This is a genomic window from Chitinophaga japonensis (genome assembly GCF_007830125.1).
In the GTDB taxonomy this organism is placed as follows: domain Bacteria; phylum Bacteroidota; class Bacteroidia; order Chitinophagales; family Chitinophagaceae; genus Chitinophaga; species Chitinophaga japonensis.
This window is the reverse complement of record NZ_VLLG01000004.1, coordinates 715647-735738: the sequence shown is the minus strand read 5'-3', so window position 1 is coordinate 735738 and position 20092 is coordinate 715647. Positions and strand designations below refer to the sequence as shown.

General features: G+C 55.4%; 14 protein-coding genes. 5 read left to right on the top strand and 9 right to left on the bottom strand.

Annotated features, from left to right (window positions below; translation table 11 throughout):
• The first annotated feature begins 99 nt into the window (after nucleotides 1–99).
• The 3 genes from msrA to LX66_RS20115 are packed head-to-tail and all read left to right on the top strand — an operon-like array spanning nucleotide 100 to nucleotide 2948.
• A complete protein-coding gene (msrA, locus tag LX66_RS20125; protein ID WP_145716893.1) occupies nucleotides 100–780 on the top strand; it encodes a peptide-methionine (S)-S-oxide reductase MsrA in 681 nt (226 codons plus the stop codon).
• A 16-nt stretch (nucleotides 781–796) separates the two neighbouring features.
• A complete protein-coding gene (gene msrB, locus LX66_RS20120) occupies nucleotides 797–1315 on the top strand; it encodes a peptide-methionine (R)-S-oxide reductase MsrB (protein WP_145716891.1) in 519 nt (172 codons plus the stop codon).
• 40 nt (nucleotides 1316–1355) lie between these two features.
• Nucleotides 1356–2948, top strand: a complete 1593-nt coding sequence (locus LX66_RS20115; protein ID WP_145716889.1) for an arylsulfatase — start codon at nucleotides 1356–1358, stop codon at nucleotides 2946–2948.
• A gap of 57 nt (nucleotides 2949–3005) precedes the next feature.
• Here LX66_RS20115 and LX66_RS20110 read toward each other — a convergent pair whose 3' ends face one another.
• From LX66_RS20110 to LX66_RS20075, 8 genes are all read right to left on the bottom strand, one after another.
• The gene (locus tag LX66_RS20110; protein WP_244620467.1) at nucleotides 3006–4493 is read right to left on the bottom strand and encodes a choice-of-anchor I family protein; all 1488 of its coding nucleotides are present in this window, start codon (nucleotides 4491–4493) and stop codon (nucleotides 3006–3008) included.
• 112 nt (nucleotides 4494–4605) lie between these two features.
• The gene (locus LX66_RS20105; RefSeq protein ID WP_145716886.1) at nucleotides 4606–5838 is read right to left on the bottom strand and encodes an MFS transporter; all 1233 of its coding nucleotides are present in this window, start codon (nucleotides 5836–5838) and stop codon (nucleotides 4606–4608) included.
• Nucleotides 5839–5918: 80 nt separating this feature from the next.
• A complete protein-coding gene (locus LX66_RS20100; RefSeq protein WP_145716884.1) occupies nucleotides 5919–6824 on the bottom strand; it encodes a helix-turn-helix domain-containing protein in 906 nt (301 codons plus the stop codon).
• 52 nt (nucleotides 6825–6876) lie between these two features.
• Nucleotides 6877–10065: an ABC transporter permease/M1 family aminopeptidase gene (locus LX66_RS20095; protein WP_145716883.1), complete on the bottom strand. Its 3189-nt coding sequence runs from the start codon at nucleotides 10063–10065 to the stop codon at nucleotides 6877–6879.
• Nucleotides 10066–10075: 10 nt separating this feature from the next.
• The gene (locus LX66_RS20090; protein WP_145716880.1) at nucleotides 10076–10942 is read right to left on the bottom strand and encodes an ABC transporter ATP-binding protein; all 867 of its coding nucleotides are present in this window, start codon (nucleotides 10940–10942) and stop codon (nucleotides 10076–10078) included.
• A gap of 75 nt (nucleotides 10943–11017) precedes the next feature.
• On the bottom strand, nucleotides 11018–11224 hold the full coding sequence (locus LX66_RS20085; RefSeq protein WP_145716878.1) for a helix-turn-helix domain-containing protein: 207 nt from the start codon (nucleotides 11222–11224) through the stop codon (nucleotides 11018–11020).
• Between the two features lie 2 nt (nucleotides 11225–11226).
• A complete protein-coding gene (locus tag LX66_RS20080) occupies nucleotides 11227–11745 on the bottom strand; it encodes a DUF2975 domain-containing protein (protein ID WP_145716876.1) in 519 nt (172 codons plus the stop codon).
• A 105-nt stretch (nucleotides 11746–11850) separates the two neighbouring features.
• Nucleotides 11851–12066, bottom strand: coding sequence for a hypothetical protein (locus LX66_RS20075; RefSeq protein WP_145716874.1), 216 nt, complete (start codon nucleotides 12064–12066; stop codon nucleotides 11851–11853).
• A gap of 117 nt (nucleotides 12067–12183) precedes the next feature.
• Between LX66_RS20075 and LX66_RS20070 the strand changes: the two genes are divergently transcribed.
• Together LX66_RS20070 and LX66_RS20065 are read left to right on the top strand one after the other, a co-directional pair.
• Nucleotides 12184–12696 carry a DinB family protein gene (locus tag LX66_RS20070; RefSeq protein WP_145716873.1) on the top strand — a complete coding sequence of 171 codons (513 nt, stop codon included), beginning with the start codon at nucleotides 12184–12186 and terminating at the stop codon, nucleotides 12694–12696.
• 43 nt (nucleotides 12697–12739) lie between these two features.
• Nucleotides 12740–13030, top strand: a complete 291-nt coding sequence (locus LX66_RS20065; protein ID WP_145716871.1) for a hypothetical protein — start codon at nucleotides 12740–12742, stop codon at nucleotides 13028–13030.
• Here the strand turns inward: LX66_RS20065 and sov are convergent.
• Nucleotides 13001–20068, bottom strand: coding sequence for a T9SS outer membrane translocon Sov/SprA (gene sov, locus LX66_RS20060; protein ID WP_145716869.1), 7068 nt, complete (start codon nucleotides 20066–20068; stop codon nucleotides 13001–13003). The two genes, LX66_RS20065 and sov, sit on opposite strands and share 30 nt — an antisense overlap.
• Between the last annotated feature and the right edge of the window lie 24 nt (nucleotides 20069–20092).

Here is a 20092-nt window from a genome sequence, read left to right as displayed (position 1 = left end):
CTGTAACATTGGCCTGGCTGCCTGTGCGGTTTGCCTATTTTGTCTGACCTTTACATAAAAGGAGCTCAGGTGAGACTACTAACAAAAAATTGTTTACGAATGAAAAAGACAGATGGGTCAATTCTCAGGCAACTGTGCGTGGCGTTTTTGCTGTTGCCGCTTGCTGCCTGTGCACAACACCAACCGGATATCAGGAATACCACCGCATTTAAAGCAATGGAACCGGCAAAAGAGAACGTAAGCGGCAAAAGAGATACCGCCACCTTTGCAGCAGGCTGCTTCTGGTGCGTGGAAGCGCAATTCCAGCAGCTCGAAGGTGTGGATACCGTTATTTCAGGGTTTACGGGCGGCACGGTGGCCAACCCCAGCTACAAGGCGGTGTGCACCGGCACTACCGGGCATGCAGAAGCCTGCAATATCATTTATGATCCTTCCCGGATCTCCTACGATGAATTGCTGGCCGCCTTCTTTACCGCGCACGACCCTACGCAACTGAACCGCCAGGGGAATGACGTAGGTACGCAATACCGTTCGGCTATCTTCTATCATAACGAGGCGCAAAAGGAGAAGGCGGGTTACTACATTAAAAGGCTGAACGAAGAGCATGCGTACAACCGGCCGATCGTTACAGAAGTGGCGCCGTATACCGTTTTCTACAAGGCGGAAGACTATCACCAGGACTATTATAACCAGAACGGTGACCAGCCCTACTGCCAACTGGTGATCCGGCCCAAGCTGGAGAAATTCAAAAAGGTATTCAAGGATAAACTGAAACACTAAGCATAAATACAGGGATATGAGAGCTATTATAGTCTGGTCCGTTGTACTCATGACGCAGTTTGCCTGCAAAGGCAATGCACAGCAAAGCCAGCAACCGGGAGCAGAACATCAGGATAATCCATACTATTCACGTACCGATACCACCCATCTGCGTGTAAGCAACCGGGAATGGAAGAAGATACTGCCCCCGGAACTGTACCGGGTGGCCCGGGAAGAGGGGACGGAAAGGGCCTTTACCGGTAAGTACTGGGACAGCGAGGCCAAGGGTACGTACTACTGCGCCGTATGCGGCAACAAGCTGTTCCGCTCAGACGCAAAATTTGCCAGCTCCTGCGGGTGGCCCAGTTTCTTTGAGCCGGTAAGGAAGCACAGCGTGATTTATAAGGAAGACCACTCCCTGGGGATGGATCGCATTGAAGTGGAATGCGCCCGCTGTAATTCCCACCTGGGGCACATCTTCGACGATGGTCCGCCGCCTACACATAAACGCTTTTGCATGAACTCCGTGTCGCTGGATTTTGAGCCGGGTAAATAAATAATAATAACTTTATAGCTTCATCCTTAAACAGGCGCCCATGAAGCTTCCACTGTTATTATGCCTTATTCTCTTCGCGCAATATGCTGCTGCGCAGGGCCAGACGCAAAGACCTAACATCATCCTCATCATGGCAGACGATATGGGATATTCCGATATCGGCTGCTATGGCAGCGAAATACCTACACCCAACCTGGATACGCTGGCTGCCGGCGGGCTCCGCTTCAGCCAGTTCTATAACACATCCCGCTGCTGCCCTACCAGGGCCAGCCTGCTGACCGGCCTGTTCCCGCATCAGACCGGTGTGGGCCATATGTCCGAAGATCCCGGCAGCCGGAAGAACGGCAGGGATATCCACGACTGGGGCACGCCCGGTTACAAAGGGTACCTGAACCGGCATTGCGTTACGATCGCGGAAGTGCTGAAAACAGCCGGTTATCATACCTACATGGCGGGCAAGTGGCACCTGGGCTACCATGAAAAAGAGAAATGGCCCTTGCAGCGCGGGTTTGAAAAATACTATGGTATCCTGGCCGGCGCGTCCAGTTACCTGAAACCGCAGGGCGGGAGAGGGCTGAGCTATAACAATGAAAAGCTGCCGCCTCCCGAAGGTGATTATTACACAACAGATGCTTTTACGGATTCCGCTGTACAGTTCCTGGATAAACGGGAGGATGATACACCTTTCTTCCTGTACCTGGCCTACAATGCGCCGCACTGGCCCCTGCATGCAAAAGAGGAGGATATCCGCCTGTTCCGCAACCGGTATGCCATAGGCTGGGATACGGTCCGGGCCAGGCGCTACCGCAAACAGTTGCAGATGGGCCTTATCCAAAAAGAGTGGGGCTTCAGCGCGCGGGATGCAGGGGTACGCCCCTGGGAACAGCTCAGCGCGGCGGAAAAGCAAAGGGGGATCTACCGCATGGCCGTATACGCTGCCCAGGTGAAATGCATTGATGATAATATTGGAAAACTGCTGGCCTTCCTGAAGGGAAAGGACCTCTACGATAATACGCTCATCATCTTTTTAAGCGATAACGGCGCCTGTGCGGAAACCTACGATGAGCTGGGCAGCCGGCCGGACAGCCTGATCAACGATCCTGATTTCTCCGGGCCGGTATCTTATGGCATGGGATGGGCCAATGCTTCCAATACGCCTTTCCGTAAGTGGAAGAACCGCGCCGAGGAAGGCGGCATCTCCGCGCCTTTTATCATGCACTGGCCCGGGGGGATAACGGCAAAGAACAGGATCGTATCCACCCCGGCTCACCTGGTGGATGTAATGCCCACCGTATTGTCCGTTACCGGCGCTGCCTACCCGGCTACCTTCCATGGTGGGCAGTCCATCTACCCGCTTACCGGCTACAGCCTGCAGCCTGCCTTTACAGGAGGAGCGCTGCAGCAGCATCCCTACATGTACTGGGAGCATGAGAACAATGCCGCCATCCGCAAAGGGAACTGGAAAGCGGTAGGGGCTTTGAAAAACAATACCTGGACCTTGTATGACCTGGCGAAGGACCGCGCGGAAATGCATAACCTGGCGGCGGAGCACCCGGACCTTTTGAAAGCGCTGAAAGCGCAATGGCATCAATGGGCGGAGGGAAATTTTGTGCTGCCCAAAAAAGAGCCATAAAAAAAGACCTGCCTGTTGCTACAGGCAGGACCGGTATTATTTGAAATAGTAAGGATATTAGCGGGTACCCGGCGCATATACTTTGATCACGCCATCATCTTCACTGCTTACGATCAGCAGGCTTTTCCCGTTGGGGCTGTCTGCTGCCGGCACAAACAGCACGCCTTCCGGCGCATCGCCGCATTTCAGCAACTGCAGGAAAAGCGGCGCGTTCGGGTTGGTGACATCATACACGGCCACCGCGTCCACTCTTTCCATGCCTACAAAGGCTATATGCTGCTGGCCTACCACGCCCAGGATAATACCTTCCGGCTCTACGCCTTTATCATCACTGCGCCCGTCATCGTATACGCCGGCCTCGTTGCATTTGGTTTCCAGCTCGTTCCTGCTGTCATATACCAGGGCGCCGCTGTTGCCGTTCCAGACGCTGAAAGAGCGGGCGCCGAAGGAGTAGAGGGATTCGTACAGGCCGTCGCCGTTAGCATCGCCCAGGGTAGTGGTGATATTGAGGCGGCCCAGTTGATCGTCTGCCTGCAGGGCGGCAGCGTTTGTGAAAACAGCGGGATCCAGTGTGATATTCTTGATACGCTCTGCTTCTTCAAAAGTGTCGTACTCCCGCGCATCTCCTTCATTTGCCGTAAAAAGGAAGGGGGTGCCGCCTTTGTCCAGCACGGCGATAGCATCCGGCATATAAATACCTTTTACCGGCGAGTTTTTGAATGTAACGCCGCCGTCCTCGTTAGACAGGTCTACTTCGTTCCCGGCTACACTATAATCTTTAAACCCAAGGGGGAAAATGTCGGTAACTGTTTTTCCGCTGATGCTGATCTTTGCGATGGCGTTATTCTCCTGCAAAGTGACCCAGGCGGTTTTTGAATCGGCGGAAACGGCGATGTATTCCGGCTCCATGTCCTGCGCAAAGCTGGCATTGGGGCCAAACACCCGCAGGCCCCTTTGCTGCAGGGCGGCCTGTTGTCCTGCAAAGGCGCTGAAATCCAGGTGCACAACGCTGTAGTTATCGTTGATGCTGATCAGCGATACGGAGCCAACGGGATCATTCGCATAGTCCGCGCCGGGCTCTCCTTCATTGGCGGTAAGGATGTAATTCCCGTCGGGGCTGAAGGTGACCATATCCGGCAGGGCCCCGGTAGGAATGGTTTTGATCTCGCTGTAATCGCTGGTGTTGTACACGGTCACCCGGCCGGCTTCCTGCTTGTGCTGCGCCTCGATGGCTGCTGCCAGCCGGCCACCGTTTACGGACAGGCTGTTTACCGCGCCGCTGTTGGTGGGAATGGAATGGATCACGGTCGGTTTGCCGGGGTCCGCCAGGTCGATCACGTCAATTTTATTGACGCCGCCATTGTTCACCACGAACAGCCTTTTGGTGGCGGGGTCGTAGGCGCTGATCTCTGCTGCGCCGGCTTCCCCGATGTCGATCATGCTGATCTCCGCAAAGGTGGCGGGGTCCTCGTTCACAACAGGATTGTTCACGTCATCATCGGAGCAGGCTGCAAAGACTGCCAATGCCGCAAGGGGCAACATCATTTTGATCTTCATACGTTTTTCGCTATAGGTTTTATGAAACCTAAGAATAGTGAAAGTTGTATGAATGGCAGGTAAAAAGCGGGTTATTTTAATGTTAAGCATAGCGCTGCTGTCAGGACAGCGCCATCCTCCTTCTTTCAGTCGTCTCTTCCCGGAAGGCCAGGAACATAACGAGCATGGACAGGAGAATGAGCAGCAGGTAGCTTTCACCCAGGTGAACGCCGTCCTGCGCGGGCAGTACCTGTACAATGCCGTAGCTCAGCGCGGATACGATCATGAAGGTCAGGCCTCCGGTAAGCCCGCTGGCCACGCCTGCGTTCCCGGGAAAACGGGTAAGGCAGAACGTCATGTAGTTATTGAACGTAAAGCCCGCGCCCACATGGATCAGGAAGGCAAAGGCCACCAGTATGTACAGGTTGTCCGTGATGCGCACGGCAGCCAGCATCAGCACGGCGAACAGCAACTGCAGGCCGGTGTTGACAGACAGTTTCCGGAAAAAGGACTGCCGGATCATGGCCTTGCTGATAAAGCCGCCCACCATCCAGGCTGCCCCCAGCACCAGGCTGCAGTAGCCGGCCGTTACCACGCTCAGTTGCAAATGATGCTCTATGATAAAAGCCCCGGTCATATTGTACACCATTACCATGGAGTAGGCAAGGCCCAGCAGGGTGATGCCCAGGATGAACGGCCCTGTTCTCAGCATGGTACCGTATACCTGCACCACCTGTTTCAAGCGGAAGGGCGCTGCCTGCGGCAGGGTTTCGCCGCTGAAAAGCAGCTCCAGCAGGGCAAACACGGCGCCCACGATGGCCAGCAGGTAAAAGTTGGCCTCCCAGCCGAACAACGTTTGCAGCCAGCCGCCCACAAAGGGCGCTATAATAGGCCCGGTAGACCAGATAATAGAGAAAAGGCTGAGGTAATGCTTGAGCCGGTCGCCGGTGAACACGTCCACGAAATAAGCCCGTTTGCCTGCGATGGCGGCTCCGATGGTGATGCCCTGTATAATGCGCATGAGGTAAATGACCATAATGGAATGGGTAACGGCAATGGTTATACTGGCCAGCGCAAACAGCAGGAGGGAGGCCACGCCGATCCGGTAACGGCCGTAGCTGTCTAAAATGCTGCCTATAAAGAGCTGGCTCAAGCCGTAGCTGACCAGGAACAGGGTGATGGTGAACTGCACCTGCAGGCTGCTTACCTGCAGGGCCGCCGCCATGCCCGGTAACGAAGGAACATACACGTCCGTTGCAAATCCCGAAAGCGGGAGCAGGGCCAGCGAAAGCAGGGTGGCAACAGGCCGGAACTTCGGTTGTATCTGGATGTGATCATTTGTAATTGCTGCCATAATAATCGGATTAATGGCTGCAAAGTTAGGGCCGCGCCTTTGCCCGCCCGTTATACTATCCAAACAGAAGATTATAAAATTCAAACAAGGGCATGCCGGGCTTCCATGGGCGTTGCTCCCGTATGTTTCTTGAAGAAGATGTTGAAGTAGGCGGGGTATTCAAACCCCAGCCCGTAGGCGATCTGGGCGATGTTCCAGTCGGAGTGGCGAAGCAGGGCCATGGCTTCCTGTATAATACGGGCGGAGATATGCTCGGTGGTGGTTTTGCCCGTTACCTCCTTCAGCGCCCGGTTCAGGTGGTTTACATGCACGTTCAGCTTCCCGGCAAAGTCGTTGGCCGTTTTCAGGCGCAGCTCTGTTTCCGCATCAATGGGGAACTGTCTTTCCAGCAGGTCCAGGAATTGCTGCGCAATGCGGCTGGAAGCGCTCAGCGGCTGCCCGGTCTGCACCTGCGGCTGCATTTTGATGGCCTGGTGGATGAGCAGGTGCAGGTAATTGCGCAGCACATCGAATTTATGCACGTAGTCCGATTCCATCTCCCGCATCATTTCTATGAAGATCTGCGAAATGGCGGCCTGCTGCCCAGCATCCACGAAAAATGCCGGCATGGCGGCGGTACGGAACAGCGGGGAGTCCTGCAGGGATTCCTGCCGCTCCGCAGGGTGCAGGAAGGCGTCGGTGAACAGGCAGCACCAGCCCTTTTGTTCCGCGGACACGGCTTCCCAGGAATAGGGCACCACTGGGTTGGAGAACAGGAGGGCCGGCTGGTCCAGCGCTATCCGGCGGTCCGCATAGTGCAGCCGCCCCGTGCCCAGTATCAGCGACACCTTGTAGAAGTCGCGCCGTCCGTAGGGCGTAGTGCGGTTGCAGGTATCGCGGGTAAACACGTTGAAATGCCCTGAACCGGCATTGTTCACCTGCATGTTTGCCCCCTCCGCCTTCCGGGTGCGGGCATAGAACTGCTGTATGGTTTCGGTAGGATGCATACAGCAAAGTTATAAAATTCAATTAATTCTTTGTGTTTCGGGGGCCTTTGCGTCAGTCCAATGGCCCGGTGCCTTTGAACCATGCATCAATTTTGCCATGCAGCGCCGCCGGGGTTGCGGCATAAAATGCCTGCAGGAGGTCCCTGGAATCAGGCGGGGGAGCGGGATAGCGGTGCTGCTGCAAAAAACGCCGCAGGGCCAGGTTCAACTGCTGCTCGCCGGCCGCCTCGCTCAGAAGATACATGGCTACCGCTCCTTTGGAATAGGAAATATGCCTGTTCTCAGCGGTCACTTTATACAGGGGCTGCGCAGCCGCAAATCCCTTTTCCGCTGCATAGATCTGCCGGTGCAGCCGGACCCTGTCCAGTGTTCTGGCCCGGCCGTACATTTTTTTGTACAGCATCAGCTCCGTGTACATGGCCAGGGTTTCCGTCAGCATGGTGGCGCCTTCCCGCTCGTCCGGCGCAACCTGGTTGTTACCCCACCAGAGGTGCGACAGCTCATGCCCGGCCAGCTCGTTGATCACATCCTGCTGTTGATCGGCCCGGATGTTGGCATGAAAGGTCATGTCTTCCGTCATGAAAATGCTGGCCGGGTAGGCCGTGGCTGCAAAGCCCCGGGTAAAGGAAGATACTTCGGCAAAACGAAGGCTCCGGTAAGGATAGGGCCCAAATTGCTGTACACAGTAATCCAGCGCCAGCCGGGCGTTCCGGAGCAGGTGCGCTACATTTTCCGCATGCGTGGGACAGTAGTACACCTGTATCCTGATGCCATTGTGCCGCAGCTCCCGGGTTTTGTACGCCGCGGATGCTATAGCAAAGCGGAAAGGGATTGGCTCAGGGGTTTTGTACCGGAAATAATGCCGGCCGCGCTGCTGCCATTGCTCTACCAGTTCCCCCACGCCGATGGCGGTTTGCCCGCTGTCCGTGGATATGGTCATGTCCAGGTGAGTGAAATCACTGGCCGGGCTTTTAGGGGCATCCAGTTTTTTTTCCGTGGTGGCCGCCCCCAACCGGTATTGCCGGCGTATGTTCTTATCCGTTATCTCCCTGCCGGCCAGGTAGCCTGGCTGGGGAAAATACCGGCTGATGCGCATAAAGGAGCCATTGCCCAGGATGGCGTTGAACGGGTCGTGCCCGTTCACGGCGGCCCACTGGCAGGAAACGGTGAAACGGAGGCCGGCCGTATCGCCGGGCTGCAGCGGGCGGGGCAGGCGGATAGCGGTTACATGCCGGCTTATAGGCAGGCAGGCGCTATCGTACAACAGTCCGGCCTTTATAAGGCGGAGATCCTCGTTAAAGTTCAACAGGATGCTGTCCACCGCCGTGCGCGTTTTGTTCTGCAGGGTGTAGTGTCCTTCAATGGTATAGGCGCGCCTTTGGGGGAACAGTTGTACCGTGGCCTGTACGTCCGTAACAACCGGCTGCGGCCGGTGCTGCCAGGACCGGTATTGCTTTTCATACGCTATCGCTGCCGCCAGCCTGGCCTCTTTCCGCCCGGGCTCGTACCCATCCAGGAAGGCCCTGCCAGCATAAGCGCCTGCCAGTGTCACGGCGGCCAGCGCCAGGCAGGTGCTGAATCGCAGCTTATGCGTTCCCGTTATACGCTTCAGCAGCCAGAGGGCGCTGACAAAACAAAAACCGCACAATAACCTTTTTGCAAAGGAAGAAAGATAAATACCGTACCCGTTGAAATCGCTGTACACGCCGGGGTAGCCGCCCTGGAAGCGGAGCAGGGGGAACGGCAGTATCTTACGGGCAAGCGGGCTGGCGGTCAGCAGCACAAATACCAGCGAGATGCCCAGGGCGGCGTACCGGTTGCCCGCGACAGCGTTGACAAGTATGAGCAGGCCGGCTGTCAGTACCAGTGGGCCGGTGTTAAACAGCACTGCGCCACCGTAGGCGGCTGCGTCAAAATGAGGATAACGGTACGCAAGCTGGAACAGGATGCCCGCAGCCACCAGTAATAAGGTGAAACCCAATGCCAGCAGGCTGCTGCTGATCCAGTGCGCCAGCGCTTTGGCTCCGGCAAACCGCGTGGTCTTTTCTACCAGCGCAAACCGGCTGGCGCTGCTTCTCCAGTACAGGTCATTGGCAAAGTATGCGAGCAGGAAAACACCCGGCAGATGGAAATTGCCGGAAATAGTGACCGCCATCAGCCCGGAGCTGGCGTACTGCTGCGGCATGCGGACGCCTTTTTCTATGGCGGCGTACATTTCCATACCGGTATAAAAAAGGAGGGCAACCGCAGCCATGACCAGCGGGATGCTTTTGAACGCATATACCAGGTCCAGCTTAACGAACGACAACAGGGCGCGCATTCCCCCGGTAGTGCCTGCTTTGACGGCCGTGGTAAAATAACCCGGTGTAAGGGCCGCAGGGGCGGGCCGGTTGTCGGCGGGCCTGCCCGTTTTCCTGTGCCTGCGTCGTTTTTCGGACAATGAAAATGCCCGCCCGGCCAGCAGGAACAGTGCGGCCGACACAGCCAGCACCAGCAGCCGGTTTACCAGGAAAAAGGATTGTAAAGGCACAATGGACTGGTTCCGTTGCGCCACGGTAAATTCCTGGCTGGACAGGAAGTAGGCAGACAGGCCAAAAGGGTCCGCAATGGCGGAAACCTGCTGTGCGGCAGCGGATTGAGGCAGGCTTTGCGCCATAAACGGTGAGTTGGAGAACAGGAGACTGATCATGTACAGCATGTACAGCAGGATACCGGTTACAGACACCACCAGCTTATTCCCGGAATACCAGCCCACCGCGCACAGCACGCTGCAAACAAATAGGCCGTTTACCAGCCCGAATACCAGCAACGGGTATACGTAATGCAGCAGCCGGAAGCCGGGGCGCATTTCCTGCCCGCTCCTCAGCAACTGCCCGGCGGCAAACCCCAGCATAATGAGGACGAAGCCCGCCAGGCTCAGCGTAATCACAGACAGGAGGCGACCCCATACCCATTGCCGCCTTTTCAGCGGCAGGGTGTACATAATGGCGGCAAAGCCGCTGTCCGATTCCCGCGACAATAGTTGTACCGTGAATAAAGTAGCGATGAAAATAAGGGAAAGGCTGAGCATGCCGCTGGTAAACCCCACGGAGTAGGGGGAGTTGAGGTAAATACCGTCCCCGGCGCTCAGGTTGAACTGCAGCCCGGCAAAGATGCCGGCCGCCAGTAAGAACAGGCCACCTATGTAAAAGCCGGCCCGCCTGAGATAGCATTGCAGGTCAAAGAGGAAAATATGTTTCATGAGCGCGTGTTTACTGGTAAAGGGTGTGAAAATATACATGCTCCAGGGTGGGCGTAGCCGCTGCGAAACCCGGGAGCGGCGTTTCGGCATACACGGTAATGTGCGGTATTCTTTCCACCAGCCGGGTGCTGATCACCTGGTAACGGGCATGGCAGGCGTCTGCTTCAGCGCGTGTTACCGGCCGGGTCCATAGCCTGCCTTCCAGTGCGGCGGTCATTTGGGAAGGGCTGCCGGCCGCCAGCAGCGAACCATTGCGCACAATGGCCATGTGGGAGCACAGGTTGCTGACATCCTCTACCAGGTGGGTGGAGAGGATCACGATGATATCCTCGCTGATATCGCTCAGCAGTTGGTTGAAACGGTTCCTTTCCTCCGGGTCCAGGCCGGCCGTAGGCTCGTCCACGATAACGATCTGCGGGTTGCCCAGCAGCGCCTGTGCCACGCCGAAGCGCTGCTTCATACCGCCGGAAAAAGTATGTACGGCTTTGTGCGCGTGCTGCGCCAGGTTTACCTTTTCCAGCAGGTGCCGGACCTGCGCGGTCCGTTCCTGTCGCTTGCTCACGCCCTTCAACAGCGCAAGATGATGGAGCAGGTCATGCGCGCTGACGTGCGGGTACACGCCGAAGTCCTGCGGCAGGAAGCCCGCCTGCTTTTTAATGAACCCGGGGTCTTTCACAATATCCACGTTGTTATACAGGATTTGGCCGCTGTCCGGCTTTTGCAGTCCCACGATGGTTTTCATTAAGGATGATTTTCCTGCGCCGTTGGGGCCTAGCAGCCCGAACATACCTTTCCCGATATCCAGCGAAATGTTGTTGATCGCTTTCACCCCGTTTCGGTACGTTTTTGTTAATTGGTGGATGGTCAGTCTGCTCATGGTATAAAAGTTTAGGCAATAAGATCCCCGGCAATGCAGCGCATTGCTTTTTTTAAGGATGATATGTTGCCGGGATTATTCTGCTTTGTATTCCAGGATATCGCCGGGCTGGCAGTCCAGTACTTTACAGATGGCCTCCAGGGTGTCAAAGCGTATGCCTTTAGCCCTGCCGGTCTTTAATATGGACAGGTTGGCCGGTGTAATACCTATTTTTTCCGCCAGCTCCTTGCTCTGCATTTTACGTTTGGCCAGCATTACATCTATGTTAACGATGATCGGCATGCTTAAATAATTAGATCCTGTTCTCCCTGTAAGTTTACGCCTTGTTTGAAGATCGCGGCCAGCAGCCAGGCGAATACGCCCAGTATGAAATGTACGGCCACCAGCAGCAGCGCTTCTTTTTCCAGGGAGGAAAAAATAGCCGCCAGCAGCCATCCCGCAGCCGGTAAGAACAAATTGGTCCCGGAAAAACGGTTCAACTGCCGCACGCCGTTTTCCGTGAATACACGGGGCTGGTAAAAAAGCCGGAAAACGCTGCCGGCCAGGTAGAAGAACCAGCCGTAAAATGCCGTGACCAGCAAAAAGTCAAACAGGATATAAGGCAGGTTGTAATGGCCCAGCAGGAAGGGAGTGCCGCTAAAAGGCCAGGTAATGACAAACCTCCTGCCGCCTTCCTGCAGCTCCATCCAGGCGCCGCTTAACAGGCAGAATATGGCATAGGCAGTAATGGCCAGGTATCCCAGGGACAGGAGCCGACAGGTGTAGTAAAGCGTTTTTGAGACAGTTTTTACAGCCAGATTCATATCGTTTTGAAATTATGAATTGATGCAAAATTATAAATAATTATCGTAAAACAATAATTATTTAAATTTTTGAACCTGGCCGGGAAAACAGGAGACAAGGGTCGCTCAGGCGCGCTTCTTACTGCCGCTCACCAGCAGCACCACGCCTACTACGGCCACAATGCCGCCCGCATAGGTAGGCCAGCCTACCCACTTGTTTTCCTTTTTATTCACTTCCAGCGGGCCTATGTCCACCACTTCTTTTTCGGTTTGCACGGAAAATCCGCGGATAACGACCATGGCAATGCCGGCAATGATCAGGATAATGCCTAGTGTTTTCATCTGTTAATTTTGGGAATGTCACCACAAGGGTTATGCCATACCATTCCCCGGTTCCCTATTTTTGCAGGGTTATGAAACGGGCATGATAACCTGATCATGATAAACAAATCTTGACGGATGAAAAGAACTGCATGGTTCGAAAGAACCTTTCCCCTCATGGAAGACAATGGCGCACTGCCTGCCATTATCGAACGCCTGTCCGGCACGCCTGCCCGCCTGGAAGAAATGGTACGCAGGATGGCGCCGGATGTACTGACAAGAAGATCCGGCGACCGGTGGACCATTAAAGAAGAAATTGGCCACCTGGGTGACCTGGAACCGCTGTGGCTGGCCCGCGTAGAGGACCTGGTAAATGGCACTACGGAGCTCAGGGCAGCGGACCTTACCAACCGGCAAACGCATACCGCGAATCACAACGCAACGGACATCACGGACCTGTTGCAACGTTTCCGCTCGCTGCGGCAGCCTTTTGTCAGCAGGATTGCCGGTTTAAGTGATGCGCAATTGCAAAACACCGCCCTGCATCCACGGATGAAGACACCGATGCGCATCATTGACCTGGCCTACTTTGTGGCGGAGCATGATGATCATCACCTGGCAGGTATCAGGGAGCTGGCGGGCGGGGTGTAGTGCGTCAGGCATGCGCCGGAGTAAGTTTTTATTACATTTGAGGATGTTGAAGAAAATACAGCCGGATAAATGGAAACACTTCTTTGTAGGTATCGTAATGGGCGCCGTGCTGCAGGTAACGGCGCATCTGCTGTTCCCAGGGCGCCAGGTCCTGGCATCCCTGGCCGTATTCGGACTGGTAATAGGCATCAGCTATGGCTTTGAGCTGTTTTCCCTGCTCTCCGGGAAGGGGCATCATGATGTAATGGACGCGGTGGCCAGCATTATCGGCGGGGTAGTGGGCATGCTGGCGGAGATGGCCCTCTTATTGTCCCAGTATAAACCGCAATTTTAATCCTCCTGTAGTAGCAACGGTAGGACTGGCGGTGGACAGCGCCGGTATCTGCTGGTTTCGCGTATAATAGCACTGCAGGTTTACCCGGTTGGTGATCATACAATCTACCGTTGTAGAAACGCCAATTGTTTTTTGCCCGCCTGTGATCACATCTGCATTCCCGTCCAGTTGGCGGTTCTCTGTTTTGTCGTCCCGGTAACTCAGGTCCAGCCGGAAGTTAAGATCGTTGTTCAGTTTACGTGCCCCCTGCCTGTTGATGGCAAAAGGGAGTGTAAGCCCTTTTATGCGATAGCTGCATCCAGCCGTTATTTCGCTGCCGCGTGTCTCCGTAAGCTGGTAGTCCGTAAGGCTCAGGCTCAGGGAACGGCTGCTGGCAAATCCCAGGCGTATGCCCAGGTTATTCCTGAAAGTGGCGTCAATCCCCAGCAGGGGCGCTAACTGTTCCACCAGCGTAATGTTGGGAACAGTGTAATAGGGTATATAGTTGCCGGAAAGACTGTCTATAAAACCGGGGTAGCCCCATGCATTTTCATCCTTGTAGCCGGCGGCGGAATTATAGGCATTCATGCTAAGGCTGCCAATATAGGCATGCGAGAGCGTGAGCGTTTGCAGGTACCGGCTGAAGGGTTCCAGCTTGCTTAAACCGTTGTAGGTGATACGCCAGTTAGGCATAGGCAGGATGCTACTGAACGGGTTATGCCGTATGTTATCCGCAGCGGATTCGGACAATAGCCTTGCTTTGCCGGGATGCTGTCCCGTGTAGGCGGCCAGGAAGGAGGATATCAGCACATTTTGCTGGTAACGGCTGTAACCGTACCGGTAAGCCGCATCACTGGTGTCGTAGATGGGCAGGGAGGCATCCTGTGCATAGGGATTGCTTTCCCAGTAGCGTTGTGAAAAGACAGAACGGTATTGCTGGAAATTATCAAAAGATCTGTCGGAGAACCATGTTTTCAACATGATGTAACTGGCCTCAAAGCCGCCTGTTTCATAAGGGTCCAGGTGTTCGAACTGCCCGCCGCCATACCGGTCCTTGAACAGTTCGGACCGGTCCTTTGAAAAAGCCTTTGTAAGGCTGATGTCAATTTGCATACCAGTAGCAGGCTCCAGCAATGCCTGTATGTTAAGGGTCTGGGTAAACTGTTGCTGGAACCGGGTATTAAAAAGCGTGTCCCGGGTGATCAGGCCCTTTTGCGCCAGGTTGTCCAGCCATTGCCTGTCCGGCTGGTAGCCGAGCACAAAGGCCAGCCCCGGCTGCATACTGCGCCAGTTCATGCCCAGCATGCGCGTACTGTCCATATAGCCCGGCAGGGTGGTGTAGCTGTTCTCCGAATAATGAATGCTGATCTTCTTAACAGCCAGCAGGGGTTTGATGATGCCCCTAAGCAGGGGAGATATGCTATGCCCGCTGTCCGCCTGCCTGCCGGAGCTGAGCTGCCTAAGGAGCTTGGACCGGTTATAGAGGTCTGCCAGTTTCCATTCCGAGGTATACATTATCTGCTGCGTGTTGCTGATCGTATTACCCTGCTCCCGGTTGGCAAGGGAGCCGGCTGTCCACCGGTATTGCGCAGCATAGTTCACTGTCGCATGGATCCAACTGAGCAGGGGGAACCTGCCCAGCGGCAATGTATAGGTGCCGTTGAATACTTGTGAATAAGCGGTAGTGCGGCCCAACTGCAGGAGGTTTTGCCATACGCTGTCTTTGGCGGCCCTGGTGTCAAGGCGGCCTTCCGGCTCATCGATCCGGGCGTTGTTGACCGCGGAAAAATCGAAGCTGAGATGGCGTGTCAGATCCCATTTAAGCGCGTAGTAACGGTCAAACGTAAAGTACTTGCTGACGGTTTCCTCCAGTTGCTTGCTGCTGCCGGTATTGCGCAGGCGGGTAGCGCTGAACTGGCGCGCTATGTCGGCGCGGAAGCTGACGTTGTCGGGCAGCAGGTTGTAATTAAAGTCACGGACCAGGTCCAGCCATTTTGACCGGCTTTTGAACAGTTTTTTGAAAGGCTCCCGGAACTTTGTTTCCGTGCTATAGTTGTAGCCCAGTATGCCCCGGTGTTTCGTCAGCGCGTAATTTTCAGTCAGCGGGTTATGCTGCCGGGTGCCGGAATAGGTATAGGTCAGGTCAAAGTTCTCAATGCTCCAGGGCTTTAATTTTTTATGGCCCCTGCTGATCTTTCGTAGATTGGTCACGTTTATACTGGTAATGGCTGTAAAGTCCTGCGCCTGCCTTTTGATGGAGTCGCGCTGCTCTGCAGGCGCACGGGCCAGTTTTTCTTTCAGGGGAATGTCCAGGTCAAACGGGTCATATTCCGGCATGCTGGAGGAGCGGGAGTAGCCTGCATACAGGGGCACTGTTATCCCGGCCTGTTGGGGCAGCAGCTTGCCCAGGTCCAGGCTCAGGGAGGCATCGTACTGCACCAGGTTGTCCTGGTAGCGTTCGTTCACGCTTTGATCTACCGTGCCAAAGCCGGCCGTATGCATGTTTCCGCTCAACGCCAGGGTGCCCAGGTCGGCCAGTTGTATATGCACCTGACCGCTCGCGGCATAGCCGCCTTTTTCATCCAGCCCTGTAAGACGCAGCTCATTGAACCATACTTCTGTACACCTGGCCATGCCGTCATTGGCCGGGTTCAGCACGCCCATCATGATGCCGGCCACATCGCCCAGGCTGGGATTGCCGATCACGGCAATGGTATGCCCGTTCTCCAGCGTTTTTTCATACAGGGCAGTGGTGGAAGCGCCGGCGCTGTTGCGTGCCTGCTTTATGCCGGTCAGGTCCGTCAGCGCCAGATCCAGCTCATTTACAGAGGGCCATACCTCCGCAGGATTGGTAGCGCCAAATGCCGTTACTTTGAGCGGGATGCGGTATTCATAGAAATTCTCCGTATAGTCGCTGCCGATGCGTATCACGGCCTGCAGGTCGCCGTCCTTTAGCGTGGTTGCATCATTTACGGCTTCCGCATGAATGAACATCTGCAGTTGCTGGTAGCGGCGCAGGTCCATGCCCAGTGTTTTATATACCGCCCTGGCCCTGCCGTCCTGTAGCTGGCATATCTGCAGAGAAAGGGATTGCTCGTTCATCAGCAGGGAAGTATTGTTGCTGCTGAGCGTGCTCTGGCGCTGCAGGCCGGGCGGAAGCGCATAGGCCACCGGCTGCCGGGAAGCATTTTCCTCAATATTCACTACTGTAGTGCTGAAGGCTGTGGCATCATCGGTGGTCACGGGGTCGCCGCTGCCCGCTTGCAGCTCGTAAGCATAGGGCCGCCATTGGTTGCGCACCAGTTGCAGCTTGCCAAAGCGCAGCACTACGGAGTCCTCAAAGCCGGTGAGGAACATGCGCATAAAACGGATGGACCGGAAGCCGGTGATGCCGCCAATGGCCGCGTCATACTGGTCTACCGGTATCTTTAGCTGGTACCAGGTTTCCGTGCCGGTGCCGCCGTTGGCCAGCGTAACGGTGGTGCTTACCTTGTCTACAATGTAATTCGTGCCTGCCGCCATATCGGGAGTTAAATGTATCCGGTACTGGTAGTAGGCTTCCGTTTCGTTCATGGTATTGTCGAAATTGAGGTCTTCCGCATCCGGCACATTGGTGGCGGCCGTTGAATAAGCACTATTGCCGCTAGCTACCGGGGAATTGTTTTCCGGCATGCTGTACCTTTTATAACGCGCCAGAATGGATAACTGCTGTGCATCGTAATCGCTGCCGCGGTAATAGTGGTAATCGTCATTGGACGGGTCTGCCAGGGCCTGCCGGTAAGCAGCGGAGCCGCTGCCGAAGTTGCTGCGCAGTTGTTGCAGGTAGTAGCTGCGGTAGGCGGTTTCACTGCCGGTACTTAAGCCGTCGTAGCCTATATCCTGGTACTGGCGCACGGCTGCATCATTATCAAAAGCCTGGGTAAGCTGTTGTTCACTGGAAGGCGTCCGTCCCCAGGCAGTGGAGTCATAGCTGCCCGCAGCCGGATTGTTCATGCCGTTCTCGAATGCCTTGCGGGAGTCTTTCAGTACATCCTCGGAAACATTGCCCAGGTTAAAGTACAGGTAGCCGCCCTTACTGCCGGGATCTTTAATGAAAGGGTCCTGCAGCCAGCATTCTATGTACTGCACGTTGGCGGTCTCAAAGTCGGTATTGTCCAGCGACCGCATAATGCCGCCCCAGCGCCTGGCGGGGTTTTTCAGGGCGCCTTCCGTATTTACTTCCGACCGGTCCGTTTCAAAATTATAAGGGCCGCGCTGGTCCGGGTAGTAGGCCAGGTCCAGCGTGGTGAGCTGGCTTTGCCCGTAGTCGGTAGTGGTATTGGGGAATATTTCCTGTTGGTATACCAGGCGTACGCGAGGGTCCGACTGCTCATCCACGGTAATGTTGGCGGGCAGGCCGGAGGCACCGGGTACCTGCAGTGTAGGCTCTATCACATACCAGGCCAGCAGCGCCCGGTTTTTGCCATAACCCAGCGAATCGTGCAGGGCCGCTTCGGGAAACAGCATTGCGCCGGCCGCATCGGTAGCGCCGGCAGGCGTGGAGGCCAGGTGCCAGCCAGTAGCCGGTATTTTAAGATCATAGCTACTTTCCGTTCCTTCAAAATCATCAATGTATACCAGTCCTTCGTCCGTACCAAATGCATTGATCAGCTTACTGTGGCCTGGGAACAGGCGTACCACCTCACCGGATGCGCTTACCTGCGAGGGGGCCTTGGTGCTGTACGCCGGCAGTTTGTCCAGCAGGCGGGTAAGCCCTTTCCATTCCGCATTGTAGGTGCCATCCAGCCCCACCATGGTATTGCTGATGGGGTCCTCGCCGTAGTTGACCTTATTGGTATAGGGCCGTTCGCTCATGTGCACGACAGTAGATCCCAGTGTAAGCCTGTCATTCACCGTGTAATCCAGGCGGGTGCCCAGGTAGTTGCGCACCTGCTGCCCGTACAGGTTGCTGTCCTCGTAAGATACATTGATAACGGAACCGGCGTTAAGTATGCCCGCATTGATGATCTTTATCCGGCCCAGGTTATAATCCACGGTATAATCCACGTTTTCCACCAGCGTTTTTCCACCGGCAGTAACCGTTACGGAGCCAACAGGAATGTTAAATGCACCCAGTGATATCTCCTGGGAACTGCCGGCTTTATAGCTGCCTTTGAGCAGGTAGCGGTTCAGGCTGGCGTATTGTTCCGCCGCTGTTTTGGTGGAGTCGTACAATTGCGGGTACAGGTATTTTTTCTCCAGCGCGGCATTGCCGCCGAACGCCTGCTGCAGGTCTTTGCCAAAAGGTTCCAGCAGGGGGAAGATGATGTGGCCGGTGGCGGCATTTATCGTATACCCGTTCACGAAGTCGAACCGGCCGTCGGGTTGCGGATCGTTATTGCTGTTCAGATTGTCCAGGTGCAGGATGGAAATGAGCGGTTTGCCGGCATAGCTGCCTGCTGCATCCGGCAGATAGCGTTTGAGGCCAGCCGCGCGGGTGTCGGAACCAGGATCGTTATAATACACGTCCATGGTAAAATCGGCGCTGCTCAACTGGTAAGCCCCGATGGAATAAATGTTCTTCATCATCAGGTCCCACACCGGCAGCGCCGGCTGTGCAGCGGTGGCTTTGAGCAGCTTGAGGAACAGGATGCGGCTGTTGGCGTTATTGACGGGGTCCGGCGGCACATCCTGCGCAAATTCGCCCACCTTGTAAGTAGTGCCATTGTAACTGTATTCATAAGCTACTGCCAGTACCTGGTCCGGGGAGAGCTGGGCGTTCACGGAAATATAGCCCAGATGTCTGTTCACAGTATACTCTGTAGAGTCCAGTTTGCGGGCATAGGTTTTTTCAAAGTCCTGTACCGGCTTCAGGCCGATTGCCTGCAGTTGGCTTACAACAGCGCCCGGATTGCGGCTGGCGCCATCACTGGCCAGCCGGCCATACAAATCATTGAGATTGTTATAGGGCAGCCTGCCGCCGGCCAGCACGTGCACGGCATCCTTGTTATAGGGACTGTACTCGGCCAGGTCCGCCAGGCAGGCCACGTTGCGCGTATTGGTAGTGGCGCCGGTCTTGTTGGTGACCCATACTTCTATCCTGGTAACATATGACAGGGAGCGTACGGTCGGCAGATTGCCCATGGCATAGTTAAAAGTATCCCGGAAGAATTGTGCCAGCAAAAAGTGACGGTTGTCCTCATAATCATATGCCTTTATGGAATACTGTTGTGTAACCGCGCCGCCGGTAATGGCCTGCGTTTGCTTCTCCGACTTTTGGCTGGACAGCACGCTGGTGACCCTGAGCCGTCCGAACTGCAGTTGCGTCTTCACGCCAAACAGCGATTGCATACCGCTGATCAGGCTACTGCCCAGGGGAAAACTGACATTGCCCACCTCTATCTTTTTCAGGATCTCGTCGTCATAGCCCGTATATTCCAGTTTTACCTGGTTCTCAAAATCGAAGGTGGACTGCGTGTTATAGGCAGTGGTTATTTTCAGCTTGTCGCCTATTTTCCCGGTCACATTCAGGTTAATGCTCATGTCCATATCAAACCCGCCGTTCCTGCGCGCCTGTTCCGCCAGCGCCGGATTGTTGATGTACTGCCCGCTGTAGGCCAGGGAAACAGACACATCGCCCTGCGGCTTTATATCCAGCTTGTTACCTCCAAAGAGCCGGTCAAACAGGCTGTTGCCGCGGAACAGGGCCGGGCCGCTGCGCTGCCGGTTCAATGTACCCAGCGTGGCGGCGCGCTGCTGAAAATAGCGCTGTTCACTTTCCCTGGACCGCAGGCGGTAAAAGTCCTGGAAGCTCATGAGGGTAGGATGGCGGTAATATTGATTGCCGATATGTTCCGTGATCGTGTATTGACGGGTCACTGGATCATAGTCCACCGTTTGCCGGATGAGGGCAGGGTCCTCCAGGTCAATGGCGGGCAGCCCGGGCTCGGCCAAACGCACGCCATGCCTGTCCTGTAAGGGATATTGCAAGGTGTCCGGCAGTGTATCTTTTACAGGAGCCGGCCTGCAGGCTGCCCCGGGGGGATCTTTCGCCGCCGTGTCTGTCGGAATACAATACATTACACCTGTTACGGCGAGCACACC

Coding starts and splice junctions, on each gene's coding strand:
- msrA (WP_145716893.1), top strand. CDS start 100: ATGAAAAAGACAGATGGGTCAATTCTCAGGCAACTGTGCGTGGCGTTT.
- msrB (WP_145716891.1), top strand. CDS start 797: ATGAGAGCTATTATAGTCTGGTCCGTTGTACTCATGACGCAGTTTGCC.
- LX66_RS20115 (WP_145716889.1), top strand. CDS start 1,356: ATGAAGCTTCCACTGTTATTATGCCTTATTCTCTTCGCGCAATATGCT.
- LX66_RS20110 (WP_244620467.1), bottom strand. CDS start 4,493: ATGATGTTGCCCCTTGCGGCATTGGCAGTCTTTGCAGCCTGCTCCGAT.
- LX66_RS20105 (WP_145716886.1), bottom strand. CDS start 5,838: ATGGCAGCAATTACAAATGATCACATCCAGATACAACCGAAGTTCCGG.
- LX66_RS20100 (WP_145716884.1), bottom strand. CDS start 6,824: ATGCATCCTACCGAAACCATACAGCAGTTCTATGCCCGCACCCGGAAG.
- LX66_RS20095 (WP_145716883.1), bottom strand. CDS start 10,065: ATGAAACATATTTTCCTCTTTGACCTGCAATGCTATCTCAGGCGGGCC.
- LX66_RS20090 (WP_145716880.1), bottom strand. CDS start 10,942: ATGAGCAGACTGACCATCCACCAATTAACAAAAACGTACCGAAACGGG.
- LX66_RS20085 (WP_145716878.1), bottom strand. CDS start 11,224: ATGCCGATCATCGTTAACATAGATGTAATGCTGGCCAAACGTAAAATG.
- LX66_RS20080 (WP_145716876.1), bottom strand. CDS start 11,745: ATGAATCTGGCTGTAAAAACTGTCTCAAAAACGCTTTACTACACCTGT.
- LX66_RS20075 (WP_145716874.1), bottom strand. CDS start 12,066: ATGAAAACACTAGGCATTATCCTGATCATTGCCGGCATTGCCATGGTC.
- LX66_RS20070 (WP_145716873.1), top strand. CDS start 12,184: ATGAAAAGAACTGCATGGTTCGAAAGAACCTTTCCCCTCATGGAAGAC.
- LX66_RS20065 (WP_145716871.1), top strand. CDS start 12,740: ATGTTGAAGAAAATACAGCCGGATAAATGGAAACACTTCTTTGTAGGT.
- sov (WP_145716869.1), bottom strand. CDS start 20,068: ATGTATTGTATTCCGACAGACACGGCGGCGAAAGATCCCCCCGGGGCA.